We start from the raw sequence: 22,398 nt of genomic DNA, 5'->3' as shown, positions 1-22,398 counted from the left end.
AAGTTACGGGTGCAAATAGTATCACTTGCGCATGTTGGCTGCAGCTAGCCTTCCATGGATAATAAAAAACCCCCATGGAAGAGGGGGCTAAGAAGTTAGGGGAGTAAGGCAAGTAGTGGTCAGAACATAAAAATGAGCAGTATGCTAATAACCGACCATTAAGCTAGGTAGGCCTGTCACCAACCAAGGGAAAAAGGCCATTAACGTGCAAGCGAGCAGTATGAGCGCGACAAAAGGAATCACTGCTTTGTAAAGGTCGACGATCTCTATGCCGGGGGGAGACACGCCCTTTAAGTAGAACAGCGCATAGCCAAATGGCGGCGTTAGGAACGAAGTTTGTAATACTACAGCGACCATCACTACAAACCAGAGAGGGTCGACACCCATTTGCTGAACGATGGGCAGCATAATCGGGAAGCTGAGTAGCACAATGCCTGTCCAGTCTAGGAACATCCCCAGAATAAACACTAAGAACAGCATCATAATCAGCGCGCCGGTGGTGCCACCCGGCATGGCTAGCAGCAAATCTTGAATTACCTGCATACCGCCGCCGCGCGAGAACACCCCGGTAAATGCCGTGGCCCCTACCAATACCAGCATGACCATGGTGGTGGTCTTGCCAGCCTCAATCAGCGTGTTGTAGCAAGTTTTGATCTTACGGTCGCCAAAAATCATAAACAGGATAAAGGCGATAAAAACCCCAATGGCGGAGGCTTCGGTGGCAGTAGCGATGCCGGTGAACAGCGCGCCTAGTACGCCTAAGATTAATGACATGGGAGGAACAACATACTTACCCAGCATAATCAGCAACTGCTTGGTGCTCACTTCCGCACGCTCCTCCTTAGGCACTGGTGGGCCGTAAGAAGGCTTAAAATGGCAAATAAGCAGTACGTATAGGGCGTACATAACGCCGAGCATTAAACCCGGAACCATTGCGCCAGCAAACAGCGCGCCAACAGAAACAGGCGAGTAGCTAGCCATTAAAATCAGCATTATGCTGGGGGGGATAAGGATGCCCAAACAGCCGCTGGCCATAATGACGCCGGCACTTAGCTCTTTGTTATAGCCATACTTAAGCATCGGCACTAAGGCAATCATGCCCATCACCGCAATGGATGCCCCAACGATACCGGTGGTCGCCGCCAGCAGTACCGATACAATAACGACCGTCAGCGCCAAGCCACCCCGCAGGTTAGCAAGCAGCAAGCGCATGGCATCGAACATCTTCTCCGTGACGCCTGAGTCGTTAAGAAACCTCGCCATTAATACGAATAGGGGAATAGCCACGAGGACATAGTTGTCCATGGCATTACCAAAAATATTGTTAATCAGCGTGCCCAGTACGCGCTCACCCGGGCCTAAGAACGCGCCGATCACGGCCACGCCGCCGAGTACAAAGGCCAACGGATGGCCCATAAAAAGGCCGATGAGCAGCCCGCCAAACATGACTAGCGCCAGCAGTTCAGGGCTCAGGTTCATACTGATTTCTCCTCGCGCAGTTGCATAATCGCACGCAACACAATGGCAATTGCCTGCAGCAATAGAAGTGCCGCGGCTACCACGATGACGCCCTTAACAGGGTATACCGGGATCGACACCATGCCATAGGTGGTTTCACCACGGCTGAATGAGCGTTCAAAGAAGCGCCAGCCGAAGGTCAGTAGCATCCAGATAAAGGGAACAAAGAAGACCAGATAACCGATTACCTCAACTAATGCTTGGCGCTTACGGGACAGCAATCGCTTGATGACGTCTACTTCAACATGGGCGTGGTGGCGTAACCCATAGGCAGCCATCAGCATGAAGTGGGCACCAAACAGCATTTTGGTTACATCGAACGCCCAGTCGCTGGGGCGGCCAAAGAAAAAACGCGACGCAATGTCATAGAGGACAATCAGGGTAATGATGGCAATTAACGGTGCGACAATACGGCCAAACAGCTCGTTAATTGCATCAATTGCCTTGGCAATTGCATTCATGGAAGCACTCCGCAGTCAGCACAAAAAAACCGCCCCGGTGATCGGGGCGGCGTAGAAGCGTCTTACAGGCAGGCTTCTATTTCTTCCAGAGAGGGCAGGTTGTCCATCGTGCGGCTCATGTTGAACGGCACGGTGACATCGCGCCATACGGCGTACTCTTGGAGGTAGGTGATCATGGAATGGTAAACTTTGGCATGGTCGGGGTGCTCGCAGGCACCGCGTACAATAACATCGTTGGTGATATCTTGGATGCGCGCCAGGTCTTCTTCTGAGAATTGGTTAATGGTGACGCCAGCATCTATAAACTTCTGGGTAGCATCGGTAGACTCGCGTTCAGACCAAGAGAGTGACCAAGCCATGGTGGCGTCTGCTGCGATCCGGAGCTTTTCTTGCGTCTCTTCAGAAAGCGCATCCCACGCATCTTTATTAATCATGACGCCGAAAACGCTCGCTGACTGGTGCCAGCCTGGCGTGGCCCAGTAGTCGGCCACTTCTGCAAAGCCTGCTTTGAAATCAACGCCCGGCGTTGAGAACTCGCCAGCGTCGATAACGCCACGCTCAATCGCTTGGTACACTTCGCCGCCGGCCAGTGTTACCTGGGAACCGCCTAGTTGCTCAAGTACGCGGCCTTGGTCACGGCCAGATAAACGCAGTCGCTTGCCTTCTAAGTCGGCAAGGCTCTCAATGGGGGTGCGCCCCATAAAGCCTGATTCGTTGTTGGTAATGCCGTAAGGTAAATACATCATGTCGTACTGGCCGTAGATTTCTTCATACAGCTCACGACCGCCCCACTGCTGAATCCAGTTTAGGTAATCTACGCCGTTAAATAGGCTAGTAGTGGTCGCAAGGGGTGAGAAAGCAGGGTTTAAGCCCGCCCAATACCCTGGCCAATCGCCTGCAGCTTCGATACTGCCTGTTTCAGTGGCATCAAACACCTCTGTGCCAGGCATCAGCGTGCCGCCAGCCCGGAAGTTGATTTGCAGCTCATCCCCGGCCAGTTGGTTTACTAAATTAGCCCAGTGCTGATCGATTTTAATAAGATCCAGGTTGTCGGGCCAAGTGGAGGTCATTGTCCACTGTTCTTGTGCCTGAGCGGTAGTGGTGAGTGCGGCGAAGGCAACGCCAGCCGCGAGGCCTGTAAGGGCGAATTTTGCCATTTTTTTCATGATGATTTCCTGGTTTGGCGTACGGATTTATTAGTGTTTGATACCTGGAGACAGGAAAGTAATGAGCGGTAGGTGACGTTTACGTAAGCGATGCCCCTGTCCCGCTACAGACGTAAGCTATCATAATCTACCCGCTGCGGCGCAATATCAGTGTTTAATAGAACAAACGCCATGCTTATTAGTTGCTTGGTTGTAATTGTTAAATTTAACAAGCATTTATGACGTCACCATGGCAGTAAGAAGAAGAGTTTTAGCGTTGAAAAGCAGTGTTTTCAATACCAAAGTTGTAAGCATAACGCCCGTTTGGAAGCTGATATGACCTCATTGAGTACTACGCGTCCCCGTCAGGTTCATGCACTGGCTTGTCACGCAGCGCGCTTGCAGCGCCGCCGCTGGCGGCAGCTCGTGTGGTTATTTGGGCCGCCAAACGAGTGCCGTCAGCAGGCCCTGCAGCTTTGGCAAGCCGCACCTTGGCAGTCGCCGCTTTGGGTAGGTGATGTACAGGAAGCACCGGTTACTCCCTGCGTAACAGCACGCAAGGCGCGTACCCGGCTAGGTGCCGAGCATCAACTGATGGTGATTGATGCCAGCGGTGCCCAGGGGCTAGACCCGGATGCCTTGGGCGCATTAGCAGGCACCGTGACGGCAGGCGGTCTGTGCGTTGTGATCACGCCCGCGTGCTTTGGTCGTCATCCTGACCCTGATTACGCCCGTTTTGCTGATCACCCCTGGCACTGGGAGTCCCTTACTGCGCACTACCTAGCGCGTATGGCGCGTTTGCTGTCATCTCCCGGCATTATTCACTGGTCAGTCGATGGCGGGTTGAAGCTACCTAAGCTATCCGCCAGCGCACAGCGTATTGCTTATGCCGATGACGCCGACTGCCTAACGCTAGATCAAGCCAGGGCCGTTGCCGGGTTGGTGGGGCTTAAGCGGCGCCGACCACTGGTGATTACTGCTGACCGGGGGCGCGGTAAAAGTGCTGCGTTGGGGATTGCTTGCGCTCGGCTGTTGGCCAAAGGCGTAGCACAGATTGTGGTGACAGCCCCCCGGTTAAGCTCCCTGGAAAGCTTTTTTGCCCGGTTAGAAGCGCTCTGCCCCGACGGTCTGCGGGAAGCGCCAGGTCGCTTTGTGATGCCAGGCGGTGCCGCCGTGGATTTTTTACCGCCAGATTTGCTTACTGAGTCTGTTAACGACCAGCGCCTTGGCGGTGACGGCAGCTACCTGCTGGTTGATGAAGCCGCCGCCATTCCTGCGGCGCTACTAGGGCAGTGGCTGGCTGCGTTTCCGCGTATTGCCTTTGCGACCACGGTACATGGTTACGAGGGCTCAGGGCGAGGCTTCGCTTTGCGCTTTCGTGAAGTGCTCAATCACCAAGCGCCTCAGTGGCGAGCAATTGAACTCACGGAGCCTGTCCGCTGGTCGTCATCAGACCCTCTTGAAGCGGCGATTCAGCAACTACTGCTGTTAAAGGCGCCTCTGCCACAAGCCAAGCAGGGCGAAGGAAGCAGTGTTCTTTTGGTTCAAGCCGAACTCGCTCAGCAAGAGCCCCGGCTAGAAAAGTTATTCGGCCTTTTAGTGCAGTCACACTACCGCACCACCCCTAGCGATGTACGCCAGCTATTGGATGGCCCAGGCACGGGGCTTCGTATCATCACCCATGACGATGAGCCTCAGGCGGTGCTAGTTACCCGCGAGGAAGGCGGTTTTGCAGCGGTGCTTGCTGAGCAGGTGGCGCGTGGCGAACGCCGTCCCCAGGGGCACTTGCTTGCCCAGTCGCTGGCAGCGCACAGTGGAAGCAGGGAAGCGCTGACCGCCCGTTGGCGTCGGGTATCACGAATTGCGACTCACCCTGAGCGACGACGGGAAGGGCTCGCGGGACGGCTTTTAAAAGAGGATACCGCTGACGCCGCTCAGCAAGGGGTCGCGCTATATGGCGCTACCTTTGGCGCCGAGGCGTCACTGCTACGCTTTTGGCTGGCGTTAGGATTTGTCCCTGTGCGGCTGGGCGTTACCCGCGAAACAGCCACCGGAGAGTATGCAGTGATGGTGGCGAAGGCGTTAAATGCGGAGGGTGAAGCGGTGCTTAAAGCGCTGCAGGATCAACTTGCATCTTCATTACCGAGCCTCTTGGCATTTGAATTGGCCGCGCTGCCTGCCGCTGTGCTGGTGCTTTTATTACCGTCGTTCCAGAGCGAGCCACTTAACCAGGTTGATAGGCAGGCCGTTGACGACGTTGCGTATGCTTACCGTGACCCCGCGCTTGCCCGGGCGGCGTTGCAGGCGCTGGCCCGGGAAGCAAGCCGCTGGACGTTGGATGAGCAGGCAAGCTTAGCCCATCAGCAGCTGGCCGCCTGGGCGTTTCAGAACCAGCCCTTGGCAAAAGCTCACGGCGAGGCGATTAGACGACTGCGTCAAGCCGTGCAGCGCATACTTAGTCAAGAGGAATAGGTAAGTAGATAGCTGAGGCGGGGGAGGCAGTCAGATCATATATAGTTGAACAGATAGAAAGCACACGCTTTCCTGACGTGGTTCAGAGCGTTAGGATAGATCGGTTATCGATAAATAAGAGCTCCCATGAACGCACATTTAGAAGCGCTCGCACCAAACCTTGTTTGGCGCCACTTCCGTACGCTATGCAACACGCCGCGCCCCTCTGGTCATGAAGCCGCGCTGGTAGCTACCCTTGAAGCCTGGGCCGATGCCCAAGGGCTTGCCCACGACCGTGATGCCTTTGGCAATTTGCGGCTTCGCAAGCCGGCCTCGCCGGGCTGCGAGCAGGCGCCGGGGGTGGTGTTGCAGGGGCATTTGGATATGGTGGCCCAGGCCAATGCTGGCAAGGAACACGACTTTACCCGCGACCCAATCAGCACCTACGTTAATGAGGGGTGGTTACATGCCGATGGCACTACCCTGGGGGCTGACAATGGGTTGGGTGTGGCGGCGATTCTTGCCGTACTAGAAGATCCGGCGCTTACCCATGGGCCGCTTGAGGCGCTGTTTACCTTAGAAGAAGAAACCTCCATGGGGGGCGCATTAAACCTGGCCGAGCATTGGTTAGAGGGTTCACTGCTGCTCAACCTGGACAGCGAAGATCGTGGCCAAGTCTATATTGGCTGTGCAGGTGGCGCCGATGTTGTGGTGGATGCTCAGCTACCCAGCGCCGAGCTGCAGGAAGATGAGCAGGTGATATCACTAGCGCTGACCGGCCTAAAAGGCGGTCACTCGGGTATGGATATTCATAAGCCTCTGGGCAATGCCAACCGCTTGCTGGTACGGGGGCTACGCGCGCTGGAAACCTTTGATGTACGGCTTATCAGCTATCAAGGTGGCACCTTACGCAATGCGATTCCCCGGGAGGCATTTGCCCAGGTGGCCCTACCTGCCGACGATATAGAAGCGGCGTTAGCCGCAGTAGCAAGCTTAGAGCGTACCTTAAAAGCAGAGCTTGGGAGCGGTGACAGCGGCCTAACGCTAACGGCCCAGCGTATAGCGCCTCCTGAGGCAGAGCCGCTCACCCGAGATGCCAGCGCTATGCTGCTCGCCACCCTACATGCGGCCCCCTGTGGTGTTGAGCGTATGAGTGCCGACGTGCCGGGCGTGGTAGAGACCTCGAATAATCTGGGTGTGCTGAGTTTGGAGGCCGGGCGTTTTCATCTATGCGCGCTAGTACGCTCGCTGCACGATAGTGCGACGGAGGCGATGGCCGACCGCTTTCAAGCGCTGTTTGGGCTGATGGGCGCACGGGTGAAGGTGGAAAATGGCTATCCTGGCTGGGCGCCTAACCCAGAAAGTGAGCTGCTGGCGACGTTTAAACAGCGCCATGCTGAGCTTCTTGGCCGTGAGCCTGAGGTAAAGGTGATTCATGCGGGGCTTGAGTGCGGTATTTTAGGCAGTAAGTATCCGCATCTGGATATGATTTCGTTCGGCCCGCTGATTCGCGGCGCTCACTCCCCAGATGAGCGAGTGGAGCTGGATTCAGTGGCGGAGTTTTGGGACATGCTGCGTGCGCTGATTGAGCAATTAGCGACGGCGCGTTAACGGCTTCGTTAGTCCGCCACAAAAAAAACGGCACCGCGGAGGTGCCGTTTTTCGTGTTTAGCTTGCGATTAACGCTTACTTGCCTAAGTAAGCATTCAGCATCCACACCGTTTTTTCCTGCTCACGGATGTAGTCGCCCGCTTGGGCAGCGGTGCCTTCGTCGTCAGCATCTGAGGCGAGCGACAGCAGCTCGCGCTGGAGCTCAATTAGCGTTTGGAATCCAGTCAGCACCCCTTTCACGCAGGTCTTGCCGTCGTGCACATCTTTATCTTCCTGAATGTGCGATAGCGTTATGTAGTCGCTATATGCGTGCACCGGCTTATGGCCTAGCGTAAGGATACGCTCGGCTACTTCGTCTACCTTGGTGAGGAGGTCGGTGTAGAGCTCTTCGAATTTAGCGTGCAGCTCAAAAAAGTCGCTGCCTTTTACGTTCCAGTGATAGCCACGGACGTTCATATAAAAAATTTGGTAGTTGGCCAGCAGGTGGTTGAGTTTTTCGGCGAGTTGGCTGGCGCTGCCTTCGTGCAGGCCAATGCTATTGGTGTCGGTCATGTGATGCTCCTCCATGGTTGGAGCCGCGTTAGTATTTAACGGCCATCAAATCATTTGATTTAGCTTAAGACGCTTGCCTTAAGCTGCAAAACAAGTTTTTTGCATCGCGGCAATAGCGCCATAACATAGTGCTGGCAGCAAGCTGATACAGCTTGCGTCTAGCTTAGAGATGCAGGCGCTAGCCCGGTTTTTCAAGGGTTAGCGCTCAGCTAAGATATATCTAGTCATCTATGGCCTATCTCGCGCTATCCATAAGCGAGCAATGCTCTCGCAGCGCGCCGCTAGTAACTCTGCGGTGCGCGGTAGGGCTTGCTCAAGACTCATAGGGCCATCTGCCAGGGCAAAGGCGGCGGTGACGCCTTCTTCAAAGCAGGCCTGCCAGCCATCGCCTAAGCTACCGGCTAAAATAATTACGGGCTTACCCTGCCGGTGTGCTGCGCGGGCAACGCCAATCGGCGTTTTTCCAGCAAGGCTTTGGCCATCTAAGCGGCCTTCACCGGTGATGACCAAATCAGCCTGAGCGAGCAGCTCAGAAAGCTTGGCTTGCTGCATAATCATTTCAATACCCGGCGTGAGCGTGGCATTGAAAAACATGCGCGCCGCAAACCCCATGCCACCGGCAGCCCCTGCCCCTGCAAGCGCTCGGTCATCGCGGTCAAGCGCGTCTGAACATATATCAGCGAAGTGACTAAGGGCACGATCCAGCTGCGCGACGTCATCATGAGAAGCGCCTTTTTGTGGGCCAAACACGGCGCTTGCTCCCCGTTCGCCCAGCAGGGGATTGTCTACATCCACCGCCGCCTCAACCTGGAGTGTGGCAAGGCGCGGGTCCAGCGTTGCAAGGTCCAGGGTAGCCAGTTGCTGGAGCGCTGCTCCCCCAGGGGGCAGTGGGGAACCCTGCTGATCCAGCAATTGAGCACCTAACGCTTGCAGCATGCCTGCACCTGCATCGTTAGTGGCGCTACCGCCGAGCAGCAAAAGGGCCTTTTCGGCGCCCGCATCTAAAGCAGCTGTAAATAGCTCGCCTACGCCGTAGGTAGAGGTGTGCAGGGCGTTTCGCTCTTGAGCAGATAGATGTTGTAGCCCGCTGGCTTCTGCCAGTTCGATAAACGCGGTACGCTGTTGGCCGAGCCAGCCCCAGGAGGCTAGACGGGGGCGCCCCAAGGCGTCTTGTACGGTTAACTCGCGCCGCTCGGCGCCGGTGGCGGCAATCAGGGCTTCAAGGCTGCCTTCGCCGCCATCGGCCAGTGGGCAAACCGTTAGCGTGACGGCTGGCGTTGCGCGCTTGACACCGCTGGCCATTGCCCGAGCTGCCTGTTCAGCGCTCAAGGCATCTTTAAAGCTATCGGGGCAAAGCAGTACATTCATCGCACAACCTCCATAAATGATGGTCTCTAAAACGCTGTCTTTGAAAAACGTCTGTGAAAAACAGTCTCTGAAGCGCAATCTTTGAAACACTGCCTTTGAAATACAGTCTTTGAAACACGCTATCTAAACTATTGTCCCAGTTTGCTGCTATTTAGTGATCGCTGCTGGCGAGCTTAGCGTGCTACCCGATGCCACACCAGCCATGACGACAGTTAGAGGAACTAACATGAAGATACTTACTCTGGGTATGAGTTGTCTGCTGCTGTTGGTGGGCTGTCAGACCCTACCTGATCGGCTGCCACAAGCCGATCCTGCCCCAGCGGCATCGTGTTACTTTCCTGTAGGCTCGGCAGCAGTGCCACAGGCAACAGGGAACGGGCAGGATCATGAGGCGTTGGCGCAAGAAGTGCTGGCCCAAAGTGTTGCAGTGTTGGAAGCGTGGGGCTTTGAGCTTGCTTCTACGGATATCCATTTGGGGCTAGTAAGTGCTAGTCGCCAGCGAGACCTGATTGGTTATTACGATCCTTACGATAACGCCTATGGGTACGGGCGTGGCATGCGGGTATTTGGAGGTATCGGGTTGGGTGGGCGTGGCGGTTCCAGCATCGGTTTAGGGGTTGGGACAGGGTTTGGTGGTGGCGTCGGCCAGCGGCCGGTTGAAGTCGAGCGGGTTTCGCTGTTAGTAAATGACGGTTATGTGCGCATTTCGCGGGATATTCGCCGTTATGATCACTTAAGGGATCTTCGCGAGTCCTATAGCGCTAGTAACAATGATTTTTGCCAGCGCTTCCAGGCAGCGCTATCGCAATCCTCTAGCATTGAGAGCGCGCCATGAAGAGACTTCGCTGTATGTTAATCGTCAGTGCCCTGCTGGTGTTGGCTGGCTGCGCTACCCAACAACCGGCTGAAACCCGAGAGCTTCGTTACGCTGCGTCAACAGAGCAGACATTTCGTCAGGCCGTAGAGCTGATGATGACCCAAGGGTATGTGGTCAGGCATGCGGATTTAGCCTTAGGGCGTGCGGAAGCCTCCCTTGCCCGCTGGCCGGAGTACCGATTACAGCTCCAGGTTAGCGAAGAGGGTGGCGGCAGCCGGGTACGCGTCTCAGCCCTGCGGGGAAACCAACCGCTGCCGCCCTACTTGTTGGATCCATGGCTAGTCGAGCTACAGAATAAGTTGGGAGAAGCACCGTGACAGCAGTAACACCCAGGCTTACCGATCTAAAAAGTAAAGGACGCGCCTGGCGTGGCGCGTTAGCCATTGGCTTTGCTGGACTCTGTATAAGCCCAAGCGTGTTAGCCCACCCTCACGGTTGGATAGATCTAAATGTGCGGGTGGTCACCGATGATCAGGGAGTAGTGAGCGCTCTGCATCAAACGTGGCAAATGGATCCTTTCTACAGTTTGGTGGTGTTTGAAGAGCTTCAGCAGGTGCAGGGAGCGGATCTTGCGCAGGGGCTTGACCAGTTAGGTAGTGAAATTCGCAATAACCTAGCTCAACAGCATTACTTCACTGAAGTGCGTATTGATGGCAAGCGCCAGTCTCTAGGAGAGGTAACTGAATATACAGCGCTGGAGCGCGATGGCCGCTTAACCTTTATGTTCATTTTGCCCTTGTCCTCGCCTCAGCCGCTAGCGGGCCATACGCTTGAGTACCAAGTGTTTGACCCTACCTACTACCTTGAAGTAGTGCATGACGAGGAGGACGGCTCTCCTTCTAAGCAGGCGCTCATCCTGCACGGAGAGCCAAGCTGCGAGTTAACTATCATACCTGCAGACCCTGACCCAGAGCTGGTGATGCAGGCGGCGCTGCTCGATGTTGATGAGCAAGCAGAGCCAGGATTGGGCAGGCACTTTGCCGAAACAGGACGCGTCATTTGCCCCTAGCCAGTGGCAGGGGGAGTCGTGTATAAAGTGTTACTTTATAACATTTGCTGGAGGGTGTGATGCCATTAACGCGGCACCGCATTATATGGGTAGCGCTTGGCCTTTTAGGGGCAGCGCTGATTGTTTTTGTCGTGCAGAGCAATTTTCAGGGTGCCAGTTTTCAACTGCTGTCTTGGCAGCGGGATTTACACCGTAGCTTAACGTTGGCGATTACCGAACTTTCCCGCACACCTACCACGGCTACCTGGCTATCGTTGCTGGGAGTTAGCTTCGCTTACGGCGTCTTTCACGCGGCGGGGCCGGGGCATGGTAAAGCAGTATTGGCAACTTATTTAGCCTCTCATGGAGGTGCCACCCGTCGGGCATTGGGGCTCTCCTTTGCTGCATCGCTACTGCAGGGGGTGACGGCGATTGCCATGGTGGCGGTGCTGGTACATGGGCTGGGCTGGGTTACCCGCCAAGCCATGGGAAGCGTGGTATGGGTAGAGCAGGCAAGCTTTATATTGGTAGCAATGTTAGGCGCTTGGCTATGCTGGCGAGCCATTAAGCAACTGCGCCGTGCCTACGCAGTTAGTCATCATGATGCTGTTGAGCACAGCCACCGCCACAGCCATGACCATGCGCACTGCTGTGGCGGTGCTCACCATATAGAGCCACAGCAGGCGCTTGATTGGCGCACTGCGCTTATGACTGTAGGGGCCATTGGTATGCGTCCCTGCACGGGGGCAGTACTGATGCTGGGGGCGGCAAGCCTGCTAGGGCAGTTCTATGTAGGCGTCGCTTCGGTCATCGCTATGTCCCTGGGAACAGGAATCACGGTTTCCTTTTTGGCGATTGCCAGCATTGTGGCCAGGGGGTGGGCTGCTAAGCGCCTGCAAAAACAGCGTAGCCAGCAGGTGGCCGAGAAAGTGGCTGGCTGGGTAGCGCTCACGGGCGGTGCTCTTATCATTGCGCTAGGCGTGTCGCTTTCTCTCGCAGGTGCCGCCCAGCCAGCCAGTGGACCGCTGTTAAACGACCCTGCCCCGCGGCAGGGGCCTTCGCTATTAGGCCGCTAGGGTTGTAGTGGTGCAGTACAAAACACGACATGCCTATTGGTTTAGCGTTGCGTTGAGCCCATGAATTTGAGCGAGTAGCTGCTCACGGCGCTGGCCCTGCAAGTTTAAGCTATAAGGCTCAGGCGTGCCGTTGCCCCATACAGGAGCAGGCCAGCTTGCATCATCTTGGTAACGTACTACCAAATGAAGGTGCAGCTGGCTGACGACATTGCCCAGCGTGGCTATATTGAGCTTGTCGCCGTGAAACGCGCCTTTCATTGCCTCACCAAGCGCTGTTGCCTCACGCCAAAGTTGCGCTTGGTCTTGGTTAGATAGTTCAAATACCTCGCTGACTGATGGGACTCTTGGTATCAGAATAACCCAGGGGTAGCGGGCGTCGTTCATTAACACGGCGCGGCACAGAGGTAAGTCGGCAAGGGGCAGGGTATCTGTCGCTAAGCGTGAATCGAGATCAAAGGTATCCAAAGGCGTAGTGCTCCAGGCAGCCAAGTGATGATTAGCATCATAGCAGCTGCTTATGGCGCCGATACAAGATAGGGCTGCAAACTAGGCGCAACAGGCAAAACGCTGTTACGCTAACATTACTCCTACGCGGTAACGCGGCCTAAGGAGCTTCGCTACGTTGACGGTAGGTCAACTGACTGACTTGTTAAGGAGAACACCCATGAAAAAACTCATCGCTACCAGCTTTATTTTGCTCATCACCGCAGGTGCGTTGGCGGGCTGTAATACGATGGCAGGCGCAGGACAGGACGTACAGGAAGGCGGAAAAGCCGTTCAGGATGCAGCGAGTTAATGCTCTAGATAGCGGTATTAGGCAGGGTAAGGCTATAAAAGCGGGCTGGGCATTATTGCCTGGCCCGTTTTGCGGTGGGTCACCACGGTTTAACAAGGAAGATAATGTATGGTTAACGTATTTTGCGGCTCAACGAAGAGACGGTTTGGAAGCAGCTTTGCCGTGCTGTTAGCGGCTTCATTACTGAACGCCTGTGCCAGCGGGCCCGAGCCTGTTAGTGCGCCGGCACCGCCTCCGCCCACCGTTGGCCAGAGTGAAGTAACTACCAATGGAGCTAGCTGCAATAGTGACGTCGTGAAGCACGTCATAGGCGAGCCATTTAACGACGCCAATGTCCCTCAGCTACAAAGCGAGAGCGGTGCTCGCCAAGTTCGGGTGCTACGCCCCGACAGCGTAGCCACCATGGACTACCGGGAAGATCGCCTGAATATTCACTTAGATAGTGACGATACCATCGAAGCGTTGCGCTGCGGTTAACGCAGAATTAGCACGACACAAGCGGCGGTGAGTAGGCCCATGGAAATATTGAATGCGCGCCATGCCCCGTCGCTTCTGATCCGCTGTCCAATCGCCGTGCCAAAGGCTGCCCATAGAGCAATGCAGGGCAGCGCCACTAGTTCCGCAAACCCGGCCAGCACGAGTGCGTTGAGTACTGGCTGGCCGCTCTCAGGTAGAAACCCCGCCATTAACGCCAGCCCCATTACCCAGGCCTTTGGGTTAGCAAACTGAAACATTGCCGCCTGCCAAAAGGTTAACGGCACTCCCCGCTGACTCCCTTCAAGATTAGGTGGCGGCGCGGTGGCTATTTTCCACGCGAGGTAGAGCAAGTAGGCGCTACCCACCCAGCGCAAGGTCGTTTGCACCAGAGGGAAACGCTCAAATAACACCCCGAGCCCTAGTGCGATACTGGCAAATAACAAAAAGCAGCCGCCTAAAATACCCCACATATGCGGCATAGTGCGCCGAAAGCCAAAGTTAGCCCCCGAAGCGGTTAGCATAATATTGTTAGGCCCAGGCGTTAGCGTCATCGACATCATAAAAAGCGCAGCAGGGCCAAGAATTAACCACTCGTTACTCATAACGACCCTTCCAGCGTTGGCGACGCACCTGCTCTTTGAGCATCTCGATAATGTCGTAGAGCACCTGCTCGGTGACGTGGGCGCTGCCTTCATCGACGGTTAGCCAGCTTTCGAAGCCGCTTTCTGCAGTCTTTTCAACGAGCTGGCGGAATTCAGTCGAGTGAATACCCAGTGCCAGCTCATCTACAAGGCGCTGCGCTACCCCGCTGAGCGATGCCTGCATGGCATTGGATGCCGTTTGCCCCATGGGTAGGCGGTGCAGCTTTTGGATTTCAGGGCTTTCCCGCAGGGTGCGGCTTACCAAGTCATCAATAGCCTTCATAATGGCGGTGCGATTCTGTTGATAGGCTTGACCGACCGTGCCTTCTAGACGTTGAGCAATTTCGTGAATGAGCTGGTCTTTACGGGGCATGATAACCCGGTCGATGACTTGCTCGGTGAGTGAGTCGCTGGCAACAATCTGCTGTTGCACATTGCCTAATAGGCGCAGGGCAATCCGATCGGAGAGTTCTTCCAACAGAATATCGTAGTATTTGGCGGCAAACTGATAGCTCTTCCAGCGGGTGACGTCGATTAACCTCAGTCGGTGCAATCTATTCAGTAGCGACACCACCCTCAGGACACGCAGCCAGCGGAAACCGCTTAGCGGAATACAGCCAAGCACGTCGTACCAATGAACAAAGGGGTAGAAAAACCAGCGGTGGTAGCGCCGTTCGGCAATGGCTACCGCCCAGCCCAGCAGTACGTCGGCCACAAAAAAAGCCACAAAATAGAGATCAATAACCGTAAAGCGGCTGTGAATTGTTGTGTCGTAGAAATCGTGAAAACCGGGTGCAATGGAGGCGATCGCTTGGTTGATCGTGTCAATTAGGAACAGTGAATCAAACAGCAGCAGGCTCAGGTTAATAATAACCGCCGCAAGAATTAAAAAATCCCAGCCGATATGCGCATACTCAACGGCTTTAGGCAGGTGTGGGTAGCGCTCCCTGGCGGGCATGAAGACTCCTTGTCATCGCATTAATGAGGTAACAGTAGGCTAGTGGTTTAGCTGATGATGCTGCTGCGTTAACAGCTCTTCCTTTTCTGCCTGTTTGCGCAGCTTTTTTCGCAGGGCTGCTTTGTCATAGCGAAGTTTTTGCAGTGATGTTTCCAGCGCTAAAGGCGGTACTTTGGCGGGCTTTCCGTCGGCATTGACCGCCACCATGGTGAGATAGCAGCTATTGGTGTGGCGAATCAGCTTCTGGCGAATATCCTCTGCCACGACTTTAACCCCTACCTCCATAGAGGAGCGCCCTACATGGTTGACGCAGGCTAAAAAGGTCACCAGTTCGCCCACGTGGATAGGCTGCTTAAAAAGTACCTGATCCACGGAAAGTGTGACCACATAGTGACCTGAATAGCGGCTGGCGCAGGCGTAGGCCACTTCATCAAGCTTTTTAAGAATAGCACCGCCATGCACTTTGCCACTGAAATTAGCCATATCCGGCGTCATTAGTACGGTCATGGAGAGTTCATGCTGGCCGGGCAGGGCGCTATGTTCAAGGTTGGGCGTTTCAGACATAGAAAAACCTTACGGGCTGAAAAGGCCCGCCCAATTGGGCGGGCGGTGGATGTGGGCAGGTCCGTTTTAGCTAATCTCTAATCTCTAATCTCTAATCTCTAACCTCTAACCTCTAACCACAGGTGTTAGCACGTCGTGCTTAACATCTAGAACTTACCGTTAAAACTGACAGCAAGATCTGCCAGCAAGAGCTTAGAACCAGACTAAGCCAACGGAAATAATAATGCCGGTAATAAACAGCTGAATCAGGCAGAAGCCCATAATGTCTTTGGCTTTTAAGCCCGCAATCGCCAGTACCGGTAGCGCCCAGAAGGGTTGCAGCAGGTTGGTCCAGGCATCACCCCAGGCAACGGCCATGGCAACACGGGAAATATCGGCCCCTAACGCTTCCGCTGCCGGTAGCATAACCGGTGCTTGTACCGCCCACTGGCCACCACCGGAAGGTACAAACAGGTTAACAATCCCGGCGCTAAGGAACGACCAGAACGGCAGCGAAGTGGCGGTAGCAAAAGAGACTAGCCACTCTGACATGCTTTGTGCCAAACCCGACTGCACCATAATTGCCATAATGCCAGCGTAGAACGGGAACTGAATCACGATACCCGCCCCGCCTTTAATCGCTTCATTTAGGCTGTTAAGCAGGTTTCGTGGCGTACGATGCAGCACAATGGCTAAGAATAAAAACAGGAAGTTGACGATGTTTAGGTTTAAGCCGCCGTCACGTAGTAAGAAGTGGTCAAGCAGGAACAGCAGTCCCGGTACGCCTACTAACAGGGCCAGCGGGATGCTGTTTTCGAGCTTTTCTGCCGGACGGGTAATACGGCCTTGCGTTTCTGGTTCATCGTCGAGCAGCTTGGTATCAATATAAACGCTGTCTTTTTCATCTGGCAGCATCATGCGGTTGACGAGCGGAACCGCGATAAACAAGCAAAGCACAATGGCTAAATTAAAAAAGGCAAAAATGGTGGAGCTAGTGCTTATCACCCCGATCTGGTCAGCGGAGAAGTGGCCCTCGGTCGCGATAGTGAGCGGCACTGAACCGGCTAGACCGCCGTGCCATACCACAAAACCTGAGTACGCACTGGCGACCAGTAAGCGGTAGTCGACGCGAATCACGCGGGCCAACTCTTTCGCAAACAGGGCACCGACCACCAGCCCAAAACCCCAGTTAATCCAGCTGGCAGCAAGCGACACCAGGGTGACTAAGATAATAGCGCCACCCGGGCTTTTTGCGGTGCTGGCAATTTTTTGCAGAAAGCGTTTGATAGGGGGGGAGCTGGCCAGCATAAAGCCTGTCACTAACACCAGCAGCATCTGCATGGAGAAGGTGAGTAGGTTCCAAAAACCGTCGCCCCACATGCGCAGAACGGCCAAGGGTGTCTGGCGCTCTACGGCAATGGCAGCAACCGCTGCGATCAGCGTTAATATCAGTACAAAAATATAGGGGTCAGGCAAATAGCGCTCGACCAGTTTAACCGCTGGCTTGGATATGAATTTTAGCATGGGATGCTCGCTATAATCGTTATTAGGAAGTGCGACGCTAATATACGTGGGCGTGCCGTGTTTTTCATCTCTCGCTGGGCAGCATACACCGGCGCCTAAAATTACGTTAGCGCAGTCAGAGCCGAGCGAGCGTTGCAGGCTTCAACGGTCGCTTAATTAAGGGGATTCCGCGCGCCAGCGAGTCTGACGATAGTGGCAATAATAGCCGATAAGCACGGCAGAGCGCGCCAAGGTAAAGAGGGTGAAGGCGAGCCAAAGGCCGTGGTTGCCTAGCCCCTGGGTCAACCACCAGGTAGGCAGGTAAATAGCCAGGCCAATGAAAATGCTGTTGCGCATTTCACGCACGGCAGAGGTGCCGATAAATACCCCGTCAAGCAAGTAACTCCATACGGCCAGTAGGGGCATGGCGACCATCCAGGGTAAGTAAATAGCCGCAGTGCTACGAACCTCGTCGAGCCCTGTGAGCAGTGCAATGAGGGCGTTACCGCCTACGGCGAAGGCCAGCGTTGCTACGGCGGCGGTCCAGAAAGAGAATCGGGCGGTAGCACGCACCGTGTTGGCAAACGCCTGCCAGTTGCGCCGCCCGTAGTCGCGGCCCACCAAGGACTCTGCTGCGTGGGCAAAGCCATCCAGTGCATAGCTGGTGAGCATAATAAACTGCAGCAGTACGGCGTTGGCGGCGAGCACCGTGTCGCCCTGGCGCGCTCCCTGGGCGGTAAAGAAGGCCATGGCAAACAAAAGGCCTAGGGTGCGCACAAAGAGGTTAGCGTTGACGTTGAACAGCGCCGAGTAAGCCGATAGCACCAGCAGCCGCTGGCGCTGAAAGGTGCCCTCTAAATGCCCCAGCTGGTGCAGCACTAAAACGGCGCCAAACGCGAGGGCGCTATAATCAGCAATCACACTGGCCAGCGCAACACCGTTGCTGGTCATGCCTAGCCCGATCACAAACCATAGGTCGAGCACGATATTAACGCTGTTGGTGAGCAGCAAAATCATCAGCGTGACTCGAGAGTTCTGCTGGCCTAAAAACCAGCCCAAAATCGCGTAGTTAGCCAGCACTGCTGGCGCTGACCATAGGCGGATTTCGGCATACTCCCGGGCCAGCGGTGTTGCTGCTTCGCTGCCGTCTAGCAGCCAAAGTCCTAACGAAATAAGCGGCGAACCCAGTACGATGAGTAGTGTGCCAATAACACCCGCCATGATCAGCGATTGACCTAGTAGGTTGCGCACATCACTGTCGCTTTCGCGGCCTATGGCCTGGGCGACCAGCCCCGTTGTGCCCATGCGTAAAAAGCCAAAGCCCCAATAGAGGAAGCTAAATAGCGTAGCGCCGAGGGTGACCCCGGCGAGATAGCGCGAGTCGGGCAGATGCCCAACCACGGCGGTATCCACCAGCCCCAGTAGGGGGACGGTGATATTGGAGAGGATGATTGGCCAGGCGAGGGTCCAAATACGCACGAGGCGGCGTTAGGCAGCGGTGATAATGCGGTACTTCTCCATTAGCTGCTCTTGGGTCTCGGCGCGTTCTGGATCCAGGGGAATACAGTCTACCGGGCAGACTTGTTGGCACTGCGGCTCATCAAAGTGCCCCACGCACTCGGTGCACAGGTTCGGGTCGATGACGTAAATCTCTTCGCCTTGAGAAATCGCGTCATTGGGGCATTCGGGCTCGCAGACGTCGCAGTTAATGCATTCGTCGGTGATCATCAGGGCCATGGGCATACCTCACGAATGGCTGGCTACTCGGGTAGGCCAATACCCGAGTGTTTTACTCAACAATGTCGATAGCTATGTAGTGTAATGCTTACGCAGCGCCTCTGCGACCTGCGGGTGAACCAGCGGTGAAATATCGCCGCCCAGCTTGGCGATTTCTCGCACGATGGTCGACGAGATATACGAGTTCTCTACCGCCGGGGTGAGAAATACGCTCTCAAGCTCGGGGTTTTGGGCGCGGTTCATATTCGCCAGCTGCAGTTCGTACTCAAAGTCTGAGACCGCGCGGAGGCCGCGCAGAATAATTGTCGCCCCTTGCTCGTGCATCATGGTGGTCAACAGTGATGAAAAGCCGATGACCTCCACGTTAGGCAGCGACGCGCAGACGGTTCTGGCCAGCGTAATACGCGCCTCAAGGTCTAGGCTAGGCCGTTTGCCAGGGCTTTCGGCCACAGCGATAACGACCTTATCGAACATCCGCGCGCCGCGCTCAATCAGGTCGAAGTGGCCATTGGTAATGGGGTCAAAGGTGCCTGGGTAGACCGCGATATTAACGCGTTGGGCGATCATTCCGGTGCCTCCTCGTCAAGCTGGCCGAAAGGGTTGTCAGCGGTAAGCGAAACCGCCTGAGCATAGCCTGGGATATGAATGCGGTCGGCGTGGATCTCAAGCTCAGGGCCTTCTAGTACGGCCTCGCCGAATTGGTAGCGGGGGGCGAAGTGCCCCTTATCTGCCTGGGCCAAATAGGCAGCTGCGTTGGCTCTTACCGTCTCGCGCCGGGTCTTCCAGGCATCAATGGCAGCGCTGCCATGGCGCTTAGTCAGTAGCCGCTCGGTGACTTCAGGCGATAACACAACGCCGGTTGCATTGTTGCCACCAAACCCTTTGGCATTAATAAAGGCTGCATCCGCCTTAAACGCTTGAGGGGTAGTGGAGAGCCGCAGCCGGTCGGCGTAAACATCGTCGGCCACCGCATCCAGCGTTGGAATGCCCGGTAGCAAGCCGTGGGCAAAACTGCCCAGCGCGCTTGCCAACTGGTCACCCGCCGCAGAGCCTTGAGAGTGGCCGATAAACGCTTTAATCGCCACAATTGGCCAATCGCTTATGCCATTAGCCCGAGCGATTTCATCAAGCACGTGGGATTCGGTTACGCGGTTTTTCGGCGTGCTAGTGCCGTGTGCGTGCAGAAAGGTGCGCTCTTTGAGTGCTTTATCCCCTAGCATGTCTTTCACTAATGCGACGGCTTTGCCCAAGGTGATGTAGTTGCCAATGCCGGGCGCAGAGATTGAGCGCTTAAAGCCGTCGGCATTGACGAAGACATCTGGCACGGCGCCTAAAATGTCTGCGCCTAGCTCAAGGGCAAGCGCGTCGTCCATTAGCAGCACGAACTGGCTAGCTTCCGCCATGGTAAAGCCGCAGTTGCGGGCAAATGGACGGCAGGCGCGCTGGTAGTCAGCATCGGTGAGTAGCTCCAACGCGTCCAGGGCTTTGAGGCTTGCGTCATCCGCCAGCGCCCCCATTGCACGGAAACCTTCAATGATTTCAGGCGTAATCGGCGCGTCGGCTGTGCCGACCATCACCACCCGTCGGCGGCCTGAGCGAATGTCATCAATGCCCAAGCGCAGGTTATAAAGAAAACTGGCACAGGCACCCAACGCTGCGCCAGTACTGCCTACGCTGCCGAGTACATAGGCATTGAGGAAGTCGGCGGGCATCTGACCATAGCCCAGTGGCATCTGCTTGGAAGTGGCGCGCTGGCCACTGACCAAACTTTTTAGCAGTCCACCCCAACCTTGGTCATCTAGCTGGCCAATGGAGTTGCCGGCATATACCGCAATATGGTCGGGGTTTAGCTGCTGGCGTAGGTCTTCCCACGATAGCCCGCTGGCGCCTAGGCAGTCGCTGGCGCCAAATACGGCCATCGATAGCCCACGAGGGTGGTGCACGCTGCGGTAAAGGCTTGCGGGATCAAAGCCACTGGGCAGTTGCGCGGCGGCGCGTACTTTGGGCTCATGGGCATCGGGCAGCAGTACGTCAAGCGTTCCTGCGGGCACGGTCACTTCGACTTCCCGAGCATCAATATCCGTTATTTGCCAGTGGGCAGGTAGGTTTTCGGGAAGCTGACGTCGGCGCAGCGTGAAGCGCAGCGGCTCTGCTAGCACCATGCTTGCCGGGCGGTTGGCAGGTAAGCCGGGTGCGAGAAAGCGCGGGTCTTCATTGCGGCGGATCAGGGTGTGGTTAAGCACCTGCTCGCGCAGCGTAAGCGCTGGGTCGTTTAGGGGCTGGCCTGTACTGTCTTGCCAACCGTTCTCAGAATGTTCAGCAAGGCGCATAAGCGCTGCCAAGCCTTCCAATGTTTGGCGCTGCTGGTCAGCTGGAAGAGCATCAAGTACGGTGCGGCGGAAGGCCTGGTGGCCCGAGGTTCTGCCGGCGGGATTGATGCCGCCCATGCCGACAATCACCGGTAAGTGTGACAAGCCGGGTTCCTCGTGGTGCGGTGGTTGTTAGTAACAGTTATTGGCAAATGCACAACCGAAAAGCTGTTCATTCACACTTAATAAGTAGCTCGAGAGTGATCATAGCACCGGGCGTGCAACGGCGTCATGCCGGACGCGCCGGAGACTGCTAGAATCACGCCTTTTCCAGCAGGGGGTGGCATGCAGCATAATTCGCGACCGGTAGTTTCTAATCAGCCAGGCCCGCATCACGATTTGACTCGTCGAGTGGCCCGTGCGCTGGCGAACCCGCTGCGCAAACCCATTGCAGCCCATACCCAGCAAGCGTTTGAAGAGGTTCAAGCCTGGTATCAACAGCGTCAAGCGCCGCTGATTTTAGACGCAGGCTGCGGTGTCGGGTTATCCACCCGCCGTTTGGCTGAACGCTTTCCCCAGCATGCTGTTATTGGTGTTGACCGTAGCGAGGATCGCCTAGGGCGTGACCACGGTGACTTGCCCGCTAATGCGCGGTTGGTGCGGGCGGATTTAGTCGACTTTTGGCGCTTGGCCGAGCGGGCAGGTTGGGCGCCTGAGCGCCACTACCTGCTTTATCCCAACCCTTACCCGAAAGCGGCACACTTAAAAATGCGCTGGCACGGGCACCCCGTGTTACCTACCTTGTTGGCGCTAGGCGGCGCGTTGGAAGTGCGTTCTAACTGGCCGCTTTATGTAGAAGAGTTCGCCCTGGCGGTGGCTCAAGTGACGGGACGACAGGCAGCGGTTAGTGTGTTTTCCCCCAACGGTGACTATTTGACCCCTTTTGAAGCCAAGTACGATCAAAGTGGTCAAGCGCTATGGCGTTTATGCATTGAACTGGAGCGGACATGACCTTTGTGTTTCTAACGCTGGCGATCATGGCAGAGGTGATGGCAACCAGCGCGCTAAAAGCATCAATGGGGTTCACACGCCCCCTCCCTAGCCTGCTAGTAGTGGTAGGCTACGGCGTAGCGTTTTATCTACTGAGTTTAGTACTACGAACACTGCCGGTGGGTATTGCCTACGCCATTTGGGCGGGCCTGGGGATTGTGCTGGTTACCCTGGTAGGCATAGTGGCCTTCGGTGAAAAACCTGATTTACCTGCAGTCATTGGCATTAGTCTGATTGTGGCCGGTGTGGTCACGCTGCAAGTTTTCTCCAAAATGAACGTGCATTGAGGTAGCTGAACGTGACGTACTGTATGGGTAAATACCGTGTTAAGAGCCGA

Annotated in this window: 24 protein-coding genes; 10 read left to right on the top strand and 14 right to left on the bottom strand. The window is 55.6% G+C overall.

The features are described from left to right. Positions 1–144 precede the first annotated feature (144 nt). The 3 genes from MOY_RS09795 to dctP form a co-directional block, all read right to left on the bottom strand. Positions 145–1,479 carry a TRAP transporter large permease gene (locus MOY_RS09795; RefSeq protein ID WP_009099186.1) on the bottom strand — a complete coding sequence of 445 codons (1,335 nt, stop codon included), beginning with the start codon at positions 1,477–1,479 and terminating at the stop codon, positions 145–147. After that, on the bottom strand, positions 1,476–1,979 hold the full coding sequence (locus MOY_RS09790; RefSeq protein WP_009099183.1) for a TRAP transporter small permease subunit: 504 nt from the start codon (positions 1,977–1,979) through the stop codon (positions 1,476–1,478). Before MOY_RS09790 ends, MOY_RS09795 begins: the two co-directional genes overlap by 4 nt. 62 nt (positions 1,980–2,041) lie before the next feature. After that, positions 2,042–3,145, bottom strand: a complete 1,104-nt coding sequence (dctP, locus tag MOY_RS09785; RefSeq protein ID WP_009099181.1) for a TRAP transporter substrate-binding protein DctP — start codon at positions 3,143–3,145, stop codon at positions 2,042–2,044. A 315-nt stretch (positions 3,146–3,460) separates the two neighbouring features. Here dctP and MOY_RS09780 point away from each other — a divergent pair, with 315 nt between their 5' ends. After that, positions 3,461–5,596 carry a tRNA(Met) cytidine acetyltransferase TmcA gene (locus MOY_RS09780; RefSeq protein WP_009099179.1) on the top strand — a complete coding sequence of 712 codons (2,136 nt, stop codon included), beginning with the start codon at positions 3,461–3,463 and terminating at the stop codon, positions 5,594–5,596. Positions 5,597–5,722: 126 nt separating this feature from the next. Further along, positions 5,723–7,186, top strand: a complete 1,464-nt coding sequence (locus MOY_RS09775) for an aminoacyl-histidine dipeptidase (protein ID WP_009099177.1) — start codon at positions 5,723–5,725, stop codon at positions 7,184–7,186. Positions 7,187–7,261: 75 nt separating this feature from the next. Here the strand turns inward: MOY_RS09775 and MOY_RS09770 are convergent, their stop codons facing one another. Beyond that, on the bottom strand, positions 7,262–7,738 hold the full coding sequence (locus MOY_RS09770; RefSeq protein WP_009099176.1) for a Dps family protein: 477 nt from the start codon (positions 7,736–7,738) through the stop codon (positions 7,262–7,264). Between the two features lie 228 nt (positions 7,739–7,966). Further along, on the bottom strand, positions 7,967–9,106 hold the full coding sequence (locus MOY_RS09765; protein WP_009099174.1) for a glycerate kinase: 1,140 nt from the start codon (positions 9,104–9,106) through the stop codon (positions 7,967–7,969). Between the two features lie 226 nt (positions 9,107–9,332). Here MOY_RS09765 and MOY_RS09760 point away from each other — a divergent pair, with 226 nt between their 5' ends. The 4 genes from MOY_RS09760 to MOY_RS09745 are packed head-to-tail and all read left to right on the top strand — an operon-like array spanning position 9,333 to position 12,047. Then, a complete protein-coding gene (locus MOY_RS09760; RefSeq protein WP_035540539.1) occupies positions 9,333–9,941 on the top strand; it encodes a hypothetical protein in 609 nt (202 codons plus the stop codon). Then, a complete protein-coding gene (locus tag MOY_RS09755; protein WP_035540537.1) occupies positions 9,938–10,300 on the top strand; it encodes a hypothetical protein in 363 nt (120 codons plus the stop codon). Before MOY_RS09760 ends, MOY_RS09755 begins: the two co-directional genes overlap by 4 nt. Next, the gene (locus tag MOY_RS09750) at positions 10,297–10,992 is read left to right on the top strand and encodes a DUF1007 family protein (protein ID WP_009099170.1); all 696 of its coding nucleotides are present in this window, start codon (positions 10,297–10,299) and stop codon (positions 10,990–10,992) included. Before MOY_RS09755 ends, MOY_RS09750 begins: the two co-directional genes overlap by 4 nt. Before the next feature lie 59 nt (positions 10,993–11,051). Continuing rightward, entirely contained in the window at positions 11,052–12,047 is a 996-nt protein-coding gene (locus MOY_RS09745; protein WP_009099168.1) for a nickel/cobalt transporter, read from the top strand. A gap of 33 nt (positions 12,048–12,080) precedes the next feature. On the opposite strand, the gene MOY_RS09740 is transcribed toward MOY_RS09745, so the two are convergent. Continuing rightward, the gene (locus tag MOY_RS09740; RefSeq protein ID WP_009099166.1) at positions 12,081–12,512 is read right to left on the bottom strand and encodes an HIT domain-containing protein; all 432 of its coding nucleotides are present in this window, start codon (positions 12,510–12,512) and stop codon (positions 12,081–12,083) included. Between the two features lie 199 nt (positions 12,513–12,711). On the opposite strand from MOY_RS09740, the gene MOY_RS09735 reads away from it, so the two are divergent. Beyond that, positions 12,712–12,843 carry an entericidin A/B family lipoprotein gene (locus MOY_RS09735; protein WP_009099165.1) on the top strand — a complete coding sequence of 44 codons (132 nt, stop codon included), beginning with the start codon at positions 12,712–12,714 and terminating at the stop codon, positions 12,841–12,843. 108 nt (positions 12,844–12,951) lie between these two features. Then, the gene (locus MOY_RS09730) at positions 12,952–13,320 is read left to right on the top strand and encodes an I78 family peptidase inhibitor (RefSeq protein WP_009099163.1); all 369 of its coding nucleotides are present in this window, start codon (positions 12,952–12,954) and stop codon (positions 13,318–13,320) included. On the opposite strand, the gene MOY_RS09725 is transcribed toward MOY_RS09730, so the two are convergent. The 8 genes from MOY_RS09725 to MOY_RS09690 form a co-directional block, all read right to left on the bottom strand. Then, a complete protein-coding gene (locus MOY_RS09725; protein WP_009099161.1) occupies positions 13,317–13,922 on the bottom strand; it encodes a LysE family translocator in 606 nt (201 codons plus the stop codon). The genes MOY_RS09730 and MOY_RS09725 overlap by 4 nt on opposite strands. After that, positions 13,915–14,919, bottom strand: a complete 1,005-nt coding sequence (locus tag MOY_RS09720; RefSeq protein ID WP_009099160.1) for a hypothetical protein — start codon at positions 14,917–14,919, stop codon at positions 13,915–13,917. Before MOY_RS09720 ends, MOY_RS09725 begins: the two co-directional genes overlap by 8 nt. 39 nt (positions 14,920–14,958) lie before the next feature. Next, on the bottom strand, positions 14,959–15,483 hold the full coding sequence (locus tag MOY_RS09715; protein ID WP_009099158.1) for an acyl-CoA thioesterase: 525 nt from the start codon (positions 15,481–15,483) through the stop codon (positions 14,959–14,961). A 192-nt stretch (positions 15,484–15,675) separates the two neighbouring features. Further along, complete coding sequence (locus tag MOY_RS09710; RefSeq protein WP_009099156.1) at positions 15,676–16,986, bottom strand: short-chain fatty acid transporter; 1,311 nt, start codon at positions 16,984–16,986, stop codon at positions 15,676–15,678. A 156-nt stretch (positions 16,987–17,142) separates the two neighbouring features. Further along, the gene (locus tag MOY_RS09705; protein ID WP_035540534.1) at positions 17,143–18,444 is read right to left on the bottom strand and encodes an MATE family efflux transporter; all 1,302 of its coding nucleotides are present in this window, start codon (positions 18,442–18,444) and stop codon (positions 17,143–17,145) included. Between the two features lie 9 nt (positions 18,445–18,453). Further along, positions 18,454–18,702: a YfhL family 4Fe-4S dicluster ferredoxin gene (locus MOY_RS09700; RefSeq protein ID WP_009099152.1), complete on the bottom strand. Its 249-nt coding sequence runs from the start codon at positions 18,700–18,702 to the stop codon at positions 18,454–18,456. Positions 18,703–18,774: 72 nt separating this feature from the next. Beyond that, entirely contained in the window at positions 18,775–19,269 is a 495-nt protein-coding gene (gene coaD, locus MOY_RS09695; RefSeq protein ID WP_009099150.1) for a pantetheine-phosphate adenylyltransferase, read from the bottom strand. Further along, on the bottom strand, positions 19,266–21,149 hold the full coding sequence (locus tag MOY_RS09690) for a beta-ketoacyl synthase (RefSeq protein ID WP_009099148.1): 1,884 nt from the start codon (positions 21,147–21,149) through the stop codon (positions 19,266–19,268). Before MOY_RS09690 ends, coaD begins: the two co-directional genes overlap by 4 nt. 207 nt (positions 21,150–21,356) lie before the next feature. Here MOY_RS09690 and trmB point away from each other — a divergent pair, with 207 nt between their 5' ends. Further along, positions 21,357–22,022, top strand: coding sequence for a tRNA (guanine(46)-N(7))-methyltransferase TrmB (gene trmB / locus MOY_RS09685; RefSeq protein ID WP_009099144.1), 666 nt, complete (start codon positions 21,357–21,359; stop codon positions 22,020–22,022). Continuing rightward, on the top strand, positions 22,019–22,348 hold the full coding sequence (locus MOY_RS09680) for a DMT family transporter (RefSeq protein ID WP_009099142.1): 330 nt from the start codon (positions 22,019–22,021) through the stop codon (positions 22,346–22,348). Before trmB ends, MOY_RS09680 begins: the two co-directional genes overlap by 4 nt. Positions 22,349–22,398: the final 50 nt, after the last annotated feature.

The sequence above is a fragment of the Halomonas sp. GFAJ-1 genome (assembly GCF_000236625.2).
Taxonomy (GTDB): Bacteria; Pseudomonadota; Gammaproteobacteria; order Pseudomonadales; family Halomonadaceae; genus Vreelandella.
The sequence above is the reverse complement of the archived record's forward strand: the minus strand, read 5'-3'. Positions and strand labels throughout refer to the sequence as shown.

Excerpts from the sequence above, each read along its gene's own strand:
- MOY_RS09735 (WP_009099165.1), top strand. The coding sequence starts at position 12,712 with ATGAAAAAACTCATCGCTACCAGCTTTATTTTGCTCATCACCGCAGGT.
- MOY_RS09715 (WP_009099158.1), bottom strand. The coding sequence starts at position 15,483 with ATGTCTGAAACGCCCAACCTTGAACATAGCGCCCTGCCCGGCCAGCAT.
- MOY_RS09770 (WP_009099176.1), bottom strand. The coding sequence starts at position 7,738 with ATGACCGACACCAATAGCATTGGCCTGCACGAAGGCAGCGCCAGCCAA.
- MOY_RS09780 (WP_009099179.1), top strand. The coding sequence starts at position 3,461 with ATGACCTCATTGAGTACTACGCGTCCCCGTCAGGTTCATGCACTGGCT.
- MOY_RS09755 (WP_035540537.1), top strand. The coding sequence starts at position 9,938 with ATGAAGAGACTTCGCTGTATGTTAATCGTCAGTGCCCTGCTGGTGTTG.
- coaD (WP_009099150.1), bottom strand. The coding sequence starts at position 19,269 with ATGATCGCCCAACGCGTTAATATCGCGGTCTACCCAGGCACCTTTGAC.
- MOY_RS09700 (WP_009099152.1), bottom strand. The coding sequence starts at position 18,702 with ATGGCCCTGATGATCACCGACGAATGCATTAACTGCGACGTCTGCGAG.
- MOY_RS09745 (WP_009099168.1), top strand. The coding sequence starts at position 11,052 with ATGCCATTAACGCGGCACCGCATTATATGGGTAGCGCTTGGCCTTTTA.
- MOY_RS09690 (WP_009099148.1), bottom strand. The coding sequence starts at position 21,149 with ATGGGCGGCATCAATCCCGCCGGCAGAACCTCGGGCCACCAGGCCTTC.
- MOY_RS09730 (WP_009099163.1), top strand. The coding sequence starts at position 12,952 with ATGGTTAACGTATTTTGCGGCTCAACGAAGAGACGGTTTGGAAGCAGC.
- MOY_RS09790 (WP_009099183.1), bottom strand. The coding sequence starts at position 1,979 with ATGAATGCAATTGCCAAGGCAATTGATGCAATTAACGAGCTGTTTGGC.
- MOY_RS09775 (WP_009099177.1), top strand. The coding sequence starts at position 5,723 with ATGAACGCACATTTAGAAGCGCTCGCACCAAACCTTGTTTGGCGCCAC.
- trmB (WP_009099144.1), top strand. The coding sequence starts at position 21,357 with ATGCAGCATAATTCGCGACCGGTAGTTTCTAATCAGCCAGGCCCGCAT.
- MOY_RS09720 (WP_009099160.1), bottom strand. The coding sequence starts at position 14,919 with ATGCCCGCCAGGGAGCGCTACCCACACCTGCCTAAAGCCGTTGAGTAT.
- MOY_RS09710 (WP_009099156.1), bottom strand. The coding sequence starts at position 16,986 with ATGCTAAAATTCATATCCAAGCCAGCGGTTAAACTGGTCGAGCGCTAT.
- dctP (WP_009099181.1), bottom strand. The coding sequence starts at position 3,145 with ATGAAAAAAATGGCAAAATTCGCCCTTACAGGCCTCGCGGCTGGCGTT.
- MOY_RS09765 (WP_009099174.1), bottom strand. The coding sequence starts at position 9,106 with ATGAATGTACTGCTTTGCCCCGATAGCTTTAAAGATGCCTTGAGCGCT.
- MOY_RS09795 (WP_009099186.1), bottom strand. The coding sequence starts at position 1,479 with ATGAACCTGAGCCCTGAACTGCTGGCGCTAGTCATGTTTGGCGGGCTG.
- MOY_RS09680 (WP_009099142.1), top strand. The coding sequence starts at position 22,019 with ATGACCTTTGTGTTTCTAACGCTGGCGATCATGGCAGAGGTGATGGCA.
- MOY_RS09760 (WP_035540539.1), top strand. The coding sequence starts at position 9,333 with ATGAAGATACTTACTCTGGGTATGAGTTGTCTGCTGCTGTTGGTGGGC.
- MOY_RS09725 (WP_009099161.1), bottom strand. The coding sequence starts at position 13,922 with ATGAGTAACGAGTGGTTAATTCTTGGCCCTGCTGCGCTTTTTATGATG.